Here is an 11,733-nt window from a genome sequence, read left to right as displayed (position 1 = left end):
AAGGCGAAACATGGCGAGGCATCCTACCTGCAATTGATAAGCGACGCAAAATATAACCGTGCCGAAAGTGATGCACGTCGAAGGAAATCGTGTGGTCAGAGCAGACGGGGATCACAACGCGCTGAATCGTGGTGAGTTTTTAGACAAAAGATTCGCGGATTGATGATTTAAACATCAGTGGCGCTTATCAGTTGCTCAGTGGAACTAGCGGAAGGTAAACGCTATGATCGGTTTGGTTTTTATTCTGCCAGAACGAGGCTAACGGTGAAAATTAATGTAATCGGCACCAGCGGAAGTGGAAAAACCACGCTGGCAAGACAGATCGCTGATGAGCTGGCTATTCCTTATATTGAAATGGACAAGCTTTACTGGCGCCCAAACTGGCAGGGCACAGCAGATGATGCGTTTCTGGAAAAACTGGAGCATGCATTAAGCGCTTCTCAAAACTGGGTGTTCGATGGCAACTATAACCGCACGCGCCCCGTTAAATGGCGCAATGTGGATCTGGTCGTCTGGGTGGACTATGGATTTGTCCGTACGCTGTATCAGGCCGTTATCCGGGCGATCAAGCGGGCCTGGCATCAACACGAACTCTGGCCGGGAACGGGCAATAAAGAGAGTTTCCGGCGCGCCTTCCTCAGCAGAGAGTCCATTATCATCTGGACGATTAAAACCTGGCGCAACAACCGCAGGCGTTATCAGGTCGATATGCAAAACCCGGACTACGCACACATACGCTTTATCCGTATTACCCGCCGCGCTCAGGCGGAAACGCTGATTTCCTCCTTAAAGTCTTATTCTTAACAGGGTTTTATATATCTGATTTCCGGCAAACCAAATGTAAATTAATTGTTTCTCAACGGTGAAATACGCCTTTATTAATAACGACATGTTAAGTCAAACGAGAACGCAACATGTCCTGGCGAATCAGCATTCTGGATAAAAGCCCCATCGCTGAAAATGAAACAGCCGCCGATGCGCTGGCGCGAACCCTGGCGCTGGCGCAACAGGCGGAAACTCTCGGTTATCACCGTTTCTGGATTGCCGAACACCACAACACCCCACAGTTGGCCAGCCCCTCGCCGGAGTTATTGATTGCCTGGATCCTCGGGCAGACAACGCGTATCCGCGTGGGATCGGGCGGCGTCATGCTGCAACACTACAGCCCGTATAAAGTTGCAGAAAATTTCAATCTCCTGGCTGCCCTGGCTCCCGGACGCGTGGATCTGGGCGTTGGAAAAGCGCCTGGCGGTCTGCCGCTCTCCACCCGCGCGTTGCAACTCGGTCTGAATCAGCAGGAAAAGGGCAGCTTTGCCGAACAGCTGGCGCAGCTCGATAGCTGGATCCGTCCTGAAAATCAGTCCGCGGAGGAGGCGGTGCGCGCCACGCCGTTGCCGCCGGTTCCGGCGCAAGGATTTCTGCTGGGGGCGAGTGTCGAAAGTGCTCTGCTGGCCGCAAAGCTCAACTGGCATTTTGTCTTTGCTGCTCACCTGAATGGCGATCCCGACCTGCTGCGCGAGGTCATCACCACCTGGCGTGAACACAGCGCCCGGGAGGTGATTGTGGCGGTGCAGGTCATTGTGGCGGACTCTCAGGCCCAGGCGCACTCGCTGGCACAAAAGGTTGAAGTCTGGGGCGTGGAGCTGGCAAACGGCCAGCGCGTTACGGTGGCCAGCGAAGAGCAAGCCTATGCGTTTGCGCGTCAGGCAGGCAGCGAGCCGCTGCGTATAGCGCGTCGCGCGCAGTCGCTGGTGGCCGGGACCGCTGAGTCGGTACTGGCACAACTGGACGCTCTGCATCACCAGTGGGGGATTGACGAATTCATTATCGACACACCGGTTGCGGACGGCGCCGCGCGCGTGCAGTCCCTGCGTCTGCTGGCGCAGGCGCAACTTAACAGGGAGGTCAACGTATGCGTTTTGGCGAACAACTGATTGCCTGGCGTCGTGAGCTGCACCAGCACCCGGAGCTGTCGGGCCAGGAGGTGGAAACAACCGCCCGTTTGCACCAGTGGCTGACCCATGCCGGTATTACGCCGCTACCTTATGACTTGCCTACCGGGCTGGTGGCGGAGATCGGCACCGGCAACAAACTGATTGCCCTGCGGGCAGACATTGATGCCTTACCGATCGAAGAGCGCAGCGGGGTGGCGTTTAGCTCGCAGAGTGCGGGAGTGATGCACGCCTGCGGTCATGACATCCACACCAGCGTGATCCTCGGGGCGGCATTAAAACTAAAAGAACGTGAAGCGTTGCTCAACGGTCGCGTGCGGATCCTGTTCCAGCCTGCCGAAGAGAACTTTGGCGGTGCGAAGAGCATGGTGCGGGCCGGGGCGTTACGTGACGTCAGCGCCATCTTCGGGATGCACAACGAGCCGGGGTTGCCGGTGGGTGAGTTTGCCACCCGCGGCGGGCCGTTCTATGCCAACGTCGATCGGTTTGTGATCCGCATTACCGGCAAAGGTGCTCATGCCGCACGGCCTCATGAAGGCAACGACGCGATTGTGCTGGCAAGCCAGCTTGTTACCGCGTTGCAGAGCGTCGCCAGTCGCAACGTGAATACGCTGGACTCCGTTGTGCTGAGCGTAACGCGCATTGCGGGCGGCAATACATGGAACGTCCTGCCGGAAAGCGTTGAGCTGGAAGGGACGCTGCGCACGCATCGCACGGAAGTTCAGCAGAACGTCAAAGCGCGCGTCGGTGAAATCGCTGCCGGATTCGCCAGCGCCTTCAGTGCTCAGATTGATATCACCTGGTATGCCGGACCGACTGCGCTGGTCAATGACGAGCATTGGGCGGCGTTTGCCACGTCGGTCGCCCGGGAAGCGGGGTATGAAACGCAGCATGCCGAGTTGCATATGGGCGGAGAGGATTTTGCAGTCTATCTGCAGCAGATCCCCGGCGCGTTTGTCAGCATTGGCAGCAATAGCCCGTATGGTTTACATCACCCGGCCTTTAATCCGGACGAAGCATTAATTGAGCCGGCTGCCCGTTATTTTGCACAGCTTGCGGAAAAAGCCCTGCAACACGTTTAATTCAGAAGAGGTGAATATGTCTGCAACCCGACAATTGCGGCTGGGGACCATTTTGCACGGTGCTTCCGGGAATATGTCCGCCTGGCGCCATCCTGCGGCGGTGGCCGATGCCAGTATTAATTTTGATTTCGTCAAAGCGACGGCGTTAAAAGCAGAGGAGGGCAAGCTCGACTTTTTATTCGTAGCGGATGGCCTCTACATAAATGAGAAGTCGATCCCGCATTTTTTAAATCGCTTTGAGCCGTTAACGGTGCTCTCCGCGCTGGCGAGCATTACCTCGCGTCTGGGGCTGGTGGGCACGTTATCCACCTCCTACAGCGAACCTTTTACCGTGGCGCGCCAGTTTGCCAGCCTGGATCATCTGAGCAACGGCCGTGCGGGCTGGAACGTTGTGACCTCGCCGCTGGAAGGGTCGGCCAGGAACTTCTCGCGTGAAAAACACCCCGAGCACGCGCTGCGCTACCGCATTGCGGATGAGTATCTCGATGTGGTGAAAGGGCTGTGGGACTCGTGGGAAGGCGATGCCTTTGTGCGCAACAAAGAGAGTGGTCAGTTTTTTGACCCCGCCAAACTGCATACCCTGGATCACCGGGGTGATTTCTTCCAGGTTGCCGGGCCACTCAATATTGGTCGCACGCCGCAGGGACGTCCGATAGTGTTCCAGGCGGGCGCATCGGACGACGGTAAAAAGCTGGCTGCGAAGCATGCCGATGCGATCTTCACCCACCATGAAACTCTCGAAGAAGCACAAGCGTTCTACCGTGATGTGAAGCAGCAGCTGGAAAATAACGGTCGTCGTGCCTCTGATTTGCACATCTTCCAGGGCGTGAGCGTGATTGTCGGAAAAGATGCCGAAGATGTGGAAAACCAGTACCAGACCACCGCGGCGCTGGTGTCGGTTAAGGATGCCCTCAATTATCTCGGACGCTATTTCGAACATTACGATTTCAGTCAGTATCCGCTTGACGAGCCGTTCCCGGACCTTGGCGATCTGGGGAAAAACAGCTTCCGCAGCACCACGGATGAGATAAAGCGTAATGCCCGCGAACGTCAGCTGACGCTGCGTCAGGTCGCGCTGGAAGCGGCCTCACTACGCCCCCGTTTTTCCGGTACGCCGGAGCAGGTGGCGGACGGCCTGCAGGCGTGGTTCGACGGCTATGCAGCCGACGGCTTCATCATCCAGGGCGGGACACCCGATACCTTCCCGCGCTTTGTTGACCAGGTGGTGCCGGTGCTACAGGCCCGCGGCCTGTTTCGCACTGACTACCCCGGGACCACACTGCGCGACAGCCTGGGCCTGGACGAACCCAAAAATCAGTTCACACAACAATAAAAGAGAACCCGCTATGCATAAACCATCGCTTATTCTGGCGCTCGCGCTGGCCTTTACCCCTGCCGTCTGGGCAGAGAATGTGAACATTAACGGCACTGGCGTGAGTATTGAGGCCAACAAAACGCCGATCAATACCGCCAAAAACGGTGATGCCATCGCGCAGTTGCCGAAAGATTATCGCTTTGCCGTGCCGGGGAAATTTACCGTCGCGGTGGCGGGCCTCAATCAACCGCCGCTGACGGTTTTCTCGGATGACAACAAAACGCTTCTGGGAAGCGAAGTTGACGTGGCCCGTCTGGTGGCGGACAGCCTGGGGCTGGAGCTGAACGTGGTGCCAACCTCTTGGGAGGACTGGCCGCTGGGGGTGGCCTCCGGGAAATACGATGCGGCGATCAGCAACATCACCGTGACTAAAGCGCGTAAGGAGAAGTTTGATTTCGCCACCTACCGTAAGGATTCGCTCGGTTTCTATGTGAAATCAACCAGCCCAATCACATCCCTGCAGAAGGCGGAGGACATTGCCGGGCTGCGCATTATTGTGGGCTCAGGCACTAACCAGGAGGCCATCCTGCTGGCATGGAATGCCGAAAACCTTAAGAAGGGACTGAAACCGTTTACCCCGGTCTACACCAAAGATGATGCGGCACAAACACTGGCGCTCCAGTCCGGGCGTGCGGATGCGTATTTTGGCCCAAACGTGATTGGCGCGTGGAAAGCGACGCTGACCGGTAAAACCAAACTGGTCGGTAGCGTTGACGGCGGCTGGCCGAAGGCGGCGCATATTGCGGTGACGCTGAAAAAAGGCAGCGGCCTGGTGGAACCGGTGCAGACCGCGCTTAATGGCGTGATCAAAAACGGCGATTACGACAAAGTGCTGAACCGCTGGGGAGAAGGGGTGGAACGCATCCCGCAGTCGGAAGTCAACCCGGCCGGTCTGGGTGATTAAGGAGGCGTTATGAGCGAACAATTTCGTGACGTTTCGCCGGAAGATGCCGATCTTCAGCCCATCATCAATGGGCTGTACGGTGAATACGCTGCCCGCTACGGTGACTATTTTTCGAAAGATGCTGAGGTCGAGCTCACCGAGTGGTATCTGGCGCCGCAGGGGCTGTTTATCGTCCTGGAGCGTGACGGGAAGATTATTGCCACCGGGGCGTACAAACCCTTCGACGAACGCACCGCAGAAATCAAACGCATCTGGACGGACAAAAGCCTGCGTCAGCAGGGGCTTGCGGGGCGCGTGGTGCAGGAGCTGGAGCGCCGGGCGGTGCTGGCAGGCTACAGCCAGATCTACCTGACCACCGGTTTTCGCCAGCCGGAAGCGGTACGGCTCTATCTTAGCCAGGGTTACCAGCCGCAGTTCGATCTCAACCGCGATCCGGAAGAGTACAGCCAGCCCCCGTTTGATGGTCGGTTGCGTTTCACCAAAACGCTGGTTCGTGAAGCGTTAAGTAAAACCGCATGAGGTACGATGATGAGCAACGTTGAAACCATAAAAGTGGTCCCGGCGCGTTATCCGCTGCGGTCCGTCGGTGCCGTGGTGGCGCTGTTTGTCCTGGCGGTCGTTGTCCAGTCCGTCGCCTTTAACCCGCGCTGGGAGTGGTCTGTGTTTGCCCGCTGGTTCTTCGACCCGGTGATCCTTGAAGGCGTCGGCCAGACATTACTGCTGACGCTGATCGGCACTGCGCTGAGCGTGATTTTGGGCGGTATGCTGGCGCTGGCGAGACTCTCGTCATCCTGGCTGCTGAGCAGCCTGGCCTGGGGCTATATCTGGCTGTTTCGCTCGCTGCCCCTGATTGTAGTGCTGATCATCCTTTATAACTTTTCCTATCTCTACGACACGCTCTCGCTCGGGGTGCCGTTCACCGGCATGACCTGGGGCAGCTTTGAAACCATCAATGTGCTGGGGCAATTCTCTACCGCCGTTGTCGGGCTAACGCTGGTGCAGAGCGCCTATACCGCGGAGATCATTCGCGGGGGCTTCCTCGGCGTGGATCATGGTCAGTATGAAGCGGCCGCTGCGTTGGGGCTGCCGGCGTGGCGTCGTACGGTGCGGATCATTCTGCCTCAGGCGCTGCGCACCATACTGCCGTCCGGGTTTAACGAAATCATCAGTCTCGCGAAGGGGACGGCGATGGTTTACGTGCTGGCCATGCCGGAGCTGTTCTACACCATCCAGATGATTTACAACCGCACACAGGAGGTGATCCCGCTGCTGATGGTGGGGGCCGCCTGGTACCTGGTGATTACCACCGTGTTGTCCGCTATCCAGTATGGTGTTGAGCGGGGACTGGCCCGCAGCGAACGTCGCTCGGCGGTGAATCAGAACCGTACCCTCAGCCGTACCCGTTCCCGTTCCGTCACCACCACACCCGCACAGGAGCCCGTCCATGCAAGCCTCTCATGAAGGACATATTTCCATTACCGGCGTCAGTAAATTCTTTGGTCGCCATAAAGCGCTCGATAACGTGTCGCTTGAGATCCCACCGGGATCCGTCACGGTGATCCTCGGACCGTCCGGCTCCGGTAAATCGACCCTGCTGCGTACCATCAACCACCTTGAGCGCGTCGACGAAGGGTTTATTCAGATTGACGGGGATTACATCGGCTATCGCCGTCGGGGTGACAAACTCTACGAGTTAAAAGAGAAAGAGATCCTCAAACAGCGCGTCAATGTGGGTTATGTGTTCCAGAACTTTAATCTCTTCCCGCATCTCACGGTGCTGGAAAACCTGATTGAAGCGCCTGTCGCCCATAAAAAACTGAGCAAAAAAGAGGCCGTTGAGCAGGCGTATAGCCTGCTGGATGTGGTGGGGCTGCGTGATAAAGCGGATGCCTGGTCGCGCCATCTCTCCGGCGGGCAGCAGCAGCGCATCGCCATTGCCCGCGCGCTGGCGCTGCGTCCGCGAGTCATGCTGTTTGATGAACCCACCTCGGCGCTAGACCCGGAGCTGGTGGGCGAAGTGCTGGATGTCATCAAGAAACTTGCCCGTTCCGGCACCACGCTGGTGGTGGTCACCCATGAGATCGGCTTCGCCAGAGAAGTGGCTGATCAGGTGGTGTTTATGGTCGACGGTAAAATTGTGGAGCAGGGCAGCAGCGATGAGGTGCTGAACCGGCCATCGCACGCGCGAACGCGTCAGTTCCTTTCCCGAGTCCTGTAAGGAGTACCCATGAAATATGGACTTCTGGCAGGGCTGGCCTTTACCGCCGCCAGCAATGCCAGTATTGATTTAAAAGCCAACGAGCAGCCGCTGCCGGTGACGGTGGATCAGCAGGCGGTGGCGAAGATCCCCGCTCATTACAAATTTGTTGAGCCGGGAACGCTCACGGTGGCCATTTCTGCGCTTAACTCACCGCCGCTGGCCCTGCTTGCCAGCGATAACCGTACGCGAATCGGCAGCGATCCGGATATCGCCCGGCTGCTGGCAGGCAGCCTGGGGCTAAAACTGAAGCTCGTTCCCACCGCCTGGGAAGACTGGCCGCTGGGGATCACCTCCGGGCGCTATGACGTGGCGCTGGTGAACATTGCGGTGACCGAACAGCGCAAAGAGAAGTTTGATTTTGCGACCTATCGCGTCGATTCGCTGGCGTTTACGGTGAAATCCACCAGTCCGGTGCGGTCGATTAACGGTCCTGAAGATCTTGCGGGTAAAAAGGTTATTGTCGGATCCGGCACCAATCAGGAGCGCATCCTCTTAGGCTGGAACGAGGAGAATAAAAAGGCCGGGCGTGAGCCCGCGCTGCCGGTGTACCTGACGGATGATGCCTCGGGCAATCTTTATATTCAGTCCGGGCGGGCGGATGTGTTCTTTGGACCACAGTCGGTCGCGGCGTATAAAGCCGCGCTGACCGGTAAAACGCGCGTTGTCGGGCTGGGCCCGAAAAAAGCGTATGTCGCCACGACCACCAAAAAAGGCAATCAACTGGTCTACGCCCTGCAGGCCGCGCTGGACGGCGCGATCACGCGCGGGGAGTATCAGAAGGTGCTGGCGCGCTGGGGGGAGCAGGGCGAAGCGGTGTCACACTCGGAGGTTAACCCGCCTGGGATCACGTATTAATTGTGCTCTACACTTAGGATTTTCACTCCTGAGAGGGCAACATGATCAAACTTTATGGTGCACCCGGCTGGGGCTCGGCAATCAGCGAAGTGATGCTGACTCTGGCAGACATCCCTTACGAGTTTATTAATGTGGACGGGTTTGATGCGCCCGGACCGCAGCGCGAATTGCTGCAAAGACTCAATCCATTGTGTCAGGTGCCGACACTGGCGCTGGAAAATGGCGCGATCATGACCGAAACAGCCGCCATCGCCCTGATGGTGCTCGACAGGTGTCCCGAACTGGCGCCGCCCGTCGGACAGGCAGAACGTCAGCAGTTTCAACGCTTGCTTATCTGGTTTGTCGCGAACGTCTATCCGACCTTTACCTATGCCGATTATCCCGAACGCTGGGTGCCTGACGCACCGGAACAACTGAAGAAAAATTGTATCGAATACCGCAAATCCCTCTATTTGTGGTTCGATAGCCAGCTCAAAGCGGCCCCGTTTGCGCTGGGTGAACAGCTTACGTTACTCGACGTCTATATTGCGGTCGCACGTACCTGGGGGCCACGGCATGCGTGGTTTGCCGAGAATACGCCAAAGATAACGGCCATTGCAGACGCCGTGTGTCAGCTTCCTGAACTGCACAAGGTGTTAAAGGCAAACGGCATTATCTGATAACGTGTAAACCTGATTCATAACAGGAAGCCTGCACATGCCACATGTAGATATCAAATGTTTTCCCCGGGATTTAAACGACGAACAAAAAAACGCGCTGGCGGCTGATATTGCCGAGGTGATAATTCGTCATTTCAACAGTAAAGACAGTTCAGTGTCGGTGGCGTTAAACCAGGTTAATCCTGAAGACTGGAAAGCGCAGGTCTGGGACAGCGAAATTGGCCCGAAGCTGGATTCGTTGATTAAAAAGCCCGGCTATTCGATGTAATTTTATTTGCCGGGCAGCGGCCTCGTTGACCCGGCATTTAAGTTTCTCCCGACATTTCGCAAAAATCGATAATACGATCCTGTGACGTTTCCGTTACACTTTCCCTCTCTAAAACTTTCACGAAATCATCTGGTAAGCACAGCAGTTGCGTTAAATTCAGTACAGGATAATTTTCTCATGACAAAATTACCTCAGTTCTCACTCGCCTTTTTTCATCCTCGTTACTGGCTCAGCTGGACAGGCATTGCAGCGCTCTGGTGCATTGTGCAGCTCCCGTATTCCCTTTTATTAAGAATCGGACACGGGCTTGGTCGTCTGGCCATGCGTTTGCTTCCCCGTCGTGTGGACATCGCACGCCGCAACCTTGAGCTCTGTTTTCCCGACATGAAAAAGGATGAGCGCGAAAAGCTACTGCAGCGTAATTTTGAATCGGTTGGCATGGGCGTCATCGAAACCGGGATCGCCTGGTTCTGGCCTGACTGGCGTGTGCGTAAATGTTTCAGCGTCAGCGGATATGAACATATGGAAGCGGCCTGGGCCCGCGGAAATGGCGTGGTGCTCATCGGTATGCATTTTCTCACGCTTGAACTGGGGGCGAGGATCTTTGGCATGCTCAACCCGGGTGTCGGTGTTTATCGCCCTAACAATAATGCGCTGCTGGACTGGCTGCAGACGCGCGGCCGTCTGCGCTCAAATAAAACCATGCTGGATCGCTATGACCTGAAGGGCATGATCCGCGCCCTGAAGCAGAATGACATTCTCTGGTATGCCCCGGATCACGACTACGGTAAAACCAACAGCGTGTTTGTACCGTTCTTTGCGGTTCCTGATGCCGCGACAACCGCCGGAAGTTATATGCTGGTGAAGAGTGCCAGACCGGCGGTGATCCCGTTCGTTCCACGCAGAAAGGCAGACGGCAGCGGTTACGAACTGATTATTCTTGAAGATATCGGCGAAACGCTGCAGGGCGGTGATAAAGCGTCGGTAGCCACGCAAATGAACAGGGCGATTGAGCGCGCGGTGCTGATGGCGCCGGAGCAATATATGTGGTTGCACCGACGCTTCAAAACCCGTCCTGAAGGCCAGCCGGACAGATATGTGCGCAAAAAAAGCGTGGTCACTTCCAACAGTACTGTATCTACAGGCGACATGCCTGAACAGTCAGGCATTCAGCACTAAAGTATGCCCTCACCGTAACGTGAGGGCAGGCCGACGGCTACAGCGCAGCCCTGCGGTACGGGGCATAATCTGCTTGCCACCAGGTCTCTTCAATCCGCGCCAGCAACATCTCATCCTCCATGGCTGGCGCAACACCTTGCTCAATGGCCGCTCGGGCGACGGCAAACGCGATATGGCGTGACACCGTTTCTATATGATCCACCGGCGGCAATAATCCACCTTTTTCGGTTGTCACCAGCGGCGACTGCGCGGCCAGGCTGCAGCTTGCCGCCATCAGCATCTCCTCGGTGACCCGGCGTGCATGGCAGGCCAGAATACCCAGCCCCAGCCCGGGGAATACATAGGCGTTATTACACTGGGCAATATCGTACTGCTCGCCCTGCCAGAACACCGGCGCAAACGGGCTGCCGGTGGCGACGAGCGCGGCGCCCTGTGTCCAGGCAATGAGATCCTGCGGTTGCGCCTCCGCGCGGGATGTGGGGTTAGAAAGCGGCATAATCACCGGGCGCGGGCAGTGGCGATGCATCTCTTTCACAATCTCTTCGCTGAAGAGGCCCGGCTGGCCTGAGACCCCAATCATTACCGTCGGATGCGCGTTTTTAACCACGTCCATCAGCGAAATATTGTTCGACTCAACCTGCCAGTCGCGGATCGCCTCGCGCGCCGTGAGCAGGTTTTTCTGGAAGTCGAGGAGGTTGGTCATATCGTCAGTCAGCAGGCCAAAGCGATCGACCATAAAGACCCGACTGCGGGCTTCGGCTTCGGTTAGCCCGTCATCCATCATCAGCGCCACGATTTTTTCGGCGATGCCGCAACCGGCGGATCCGCTCCCCAGGAAGACCACGCGCTGATCGCGAACACGGGTCCCGGCAGCATGGGCGGCAGCAATCAGCGTGCCCGCGGTCACGGCGGCGGTACCCTGGATATCGTCGTTGAAACAGCACAGCTGGTCGCGGTAGCGCTGCAGCAGTCTGGTGGCGTTTTTCTGCGCGAAATCCTCAAACTGCAGCAATACATTGGGCCAGCGCTGCTTCACGGTACTGATAAACATGTCCATAAACTCGGCGTACTGATCGTCGCTGATGCGTGGGTGACGCCAGCCCATATACATGGGATCGTCCAGATGCTGCTGATTATTGGTACCGACATCGAGCATAATCGGAAGGGTAGACGCCGGGTGGATCCCACCACAGGCGGTA

13 protein-coding genes are annotated in these 11,733 nt (G+C 57.0%); 12 read left to right on the top strand and 1 reads right to left on the bottom strand.

Translation table 11 applies throughout. From position 1 onward, the window contains the following. The first annotated feature begins 264 nt into the window (after positions 1–264). The 12 genes from M8370_RS12895 (at position 265) to M8370_RS12845 (ending at position 10,534) form a co-directional block, all read left to right on the top strand. Positions 265–804, top strand: a complete 540-nt coding sequence (locus M8370_RS12895) for an AAA family ATPase (protein WP_250021141.1) — start codon at positions 265–267, stop codon at positions 802–804. A 110-nt stretch (positions 805–914) separates the two neighbouring features. Then, positions 915–1,934 (top strand): LLM class flavin-dependent oxidoreductase, encoded by a 1,020-nt coding sequence (locus tag M8370_RS12890; RefSeq protein ID WP_250021140.1) that lies wholly within the window; start codon positions 915–917, stop codon positions 1,932–1,934. Then, positions 1,913–3,034 (top strand): amidohydrolase, encoded by a 1,122-nt coding sequence (locus M8370_RS12885; RefSeq protein WP_250021139.1) that lies wholly within the window; start codon positions 1,913–1,915, stop codon positions 3,032–3,034. Before M8370_RS12890 ends, M8370_RS12885 begins: the two co-directional genes overlap by 22 nt. A 16-nt stretch (positions 3,035–3,050) precedes the next feature. Next, positions 3,051–4,367, top strand: coding sequence for an LLM class flavin-dependent oxidoreductase (locus M8370_RS23625; RefSeq protein WP_502799554.1), 1,317 nt, complete (start codon positions 3,051–3,053; stop codon positions 4,365–4,367). A 13-nt stretch (positions 4,368–4,380) separates the two neighbouring features. Continuing rightward, positions 4,381–5,313, top strand: a complete 933-nt coding sequence (locus tag M8370_RS23620; protein ID WP_502799553.1) for an ABC transporter substrate-binding protein — start codon at positions 4,381–4,383, stop codon at positions 5,311–5,313. Positions 5,314–5,322: 9 nt separating this feature from the next. Further along, positions 5,323–5,832: a GNAT family N-acetyltransferase gene (locus tag M8370_RS12875; protein ID WP_250021138.1), complete on the top strand. Its 510-nt coding sequence runs from the start codon at positions 5,323–5,325 to the stop codon at positions 5,830–5,832. 9 nt (positions 5,833–5,841) lie between these two features. Continuing rightward, positions 5,842–6,774: an amino acid ABC transporter permease gene (locus M8370_RS12870; protein ID WP_250021162.1), complete on the top strand. Its 933-nt coding sequence runs from the start codon at positions 5,842–5,844 to the stop codon at positions 6,772–6,774. Continuing rightward, positions 6,758–7,531: an amino acid ABC transporter ATP-binding protein gene (locus M8370_RS12865; protein WP_023621242.1), complete on the top strand. Its 774-nt coding sequence runs from the start codon at positions 6,758–6,760 to the stop codon at positions 7,529–7,531. Before M8370_RS12870 ends, M8370_RS12865 begins: the two co-directional genes overlap by 17 nt. Before the next feature lie 9 nt (positions 7,532–7,540). Next, a complete protein-coding gene (locus M8370_RS12860; protein ID WP_250021137.1) occupies positions 7,541–8,428 on the top strand; it encodes an ABC transporter substrate-binding protein in 888 nt (295 codons plus the stop codon). A gap of 41 nt (positions 8,429–8,469) precedes the next feature. Continuing rightward, positions 8,470–9,087: a glutathione S-transferase family protein gene (locus tag M8370_RS12855; protein ID WP_226834489.1), complete on the top strand. Its 618-nt coding sequence runs from the start codon at positions 8,470–8,472 to the stop codon at positions 9,085–9,087. Positions 9,088–9,124: 37 nt separating this feature from the next. Beyond that, on the top strand, positions 9,125–9,355 hold the full coding sequence (gene pptA, locus M8370_RS12850; RefSeq protein ID WP_013096502.1) for a tautomerase PptA: 231 nt from the start codon (positions 9,125–9,127) through the stop codon (positions 9,353–9,355). 177 nt (positions 9,356–9,532) lie between these two features. Then, on the top strand, positions 9,533–10,534 hold the full coding sequence (locus M8370_RS12845; RefSeq protein WP_250021136.1) for a Kdo(2)-lipid IV(A) acyltransferase: 1,002 nt from the start codon (positions 9,533–9,535) through the stop codon (positions 10,532–10,534). A gap of 37 nt (positions 10,535–10,571) precedes the next feature. On the opposite strand, the gene M8370_RS12840 is transcribed toward M8370_RS12845, so the two are convergent. Next, a partial coding sequence (locus M8370_RS12840; RefSeq protein ID WP_250021135.1) for an NAD-dependent malic enzyme occupies positions 10,572–11,733 on the bottom strand: 1,162 nt, incomplete at its 5' end.

Origin of the sequence: Enterobacter cloacae complex sp. OE43NF (assembly GCF_023544405.1) — a bacterium.
Classification (GTDB): domain Bacteria; phylum Pseudomonadota; class Gammaproteobacteria; order Enterobacterales; family Enterobacteriaceae; genus Enterobacter; species Enterobacter cloacae.
The sequence above is the reverse complement of the archived record's forward strand: the minus strand, read 5'-3'. Positions and strand labels throughout refer to the sequence as shown.

Bases quoted from the DNA above. Each gene is read 5' to 3' on its own strand.
- M8370_RS12855 (WP_226834489.1), top strand. From the start codon at position 8,470: ATGATCAAACTTTATGGTGCACCCGGCTGGGGCTCGGCAATCAGCGAA.
- M8370_RS12845 (WP_250021136.1), top strand. From the start codon at position 9,533: ATGACAAAATTACCTCAGTTCTCACTCGCCTTTTTTCATCCTCGTTAC.
- M8370_RS12885 (WP_250021139.1), top strand. From the start codon at position 1,913: ATGCGTTTTGGCGAACAACTGATTGCCTGGCGTCGTGAGCTGCACCAG.
- M8370_RS12875 (WP_250021138.1), top strand. From the start codon at position 5,323: ATGAGCGAACAATTTCGTGACGTTTCGCCGGAAGATGCCGATCTTCAG.
- pptA (WP_013096502.1), top strand. From the start codon at position 9,125: ATGCCACATGTAGATATCAAATGTTTTCCCCGGGATTTAAACGACGAA.
- M8370_RS12890 (WP_250021140.1), top strand. From the start codon at position 915: ATGTCCTGGCGAATCAGCATTCTGGATAAAAGCCCCATCGCTGAAAAT.
- M8370_RS12865 (WP_023621242.1), top strand. From the start codon at position 6,758: ATGCAAGCCTCTCATGAAGGACATATTTCCATTACCGGCGTCAGTAAA.
- M8370_RS12860 (WP_250021137.1), top strand. From the start codon at position 7,541: ATGAAATATGGACTTCTGGCAGGGCTGGCCTTTACCGCCGCCAGCAAT.
- M8370_RS23625 (WP_502799554.1), top strand. From the start codon at position 3,051: ATGTCTGCAACCCGACAATTGCGGCTGGGGACCATTTTGCACGGTGCT.
- M8370_RS23620 (WP_502799553.1), top strand. From the start codon at position 4,381: ATGCATAAACCATCGCTTATTCTGGCGCTCGCGCTGGCCTTTACCCCT.
- M8370_RS12870 (WP_250021162.1), top strand. From the start codon at position 5,842: ATGAGCAACGTTGAAACCATAAAAGTGGTCCCGGCGCGTTATCCGCTG.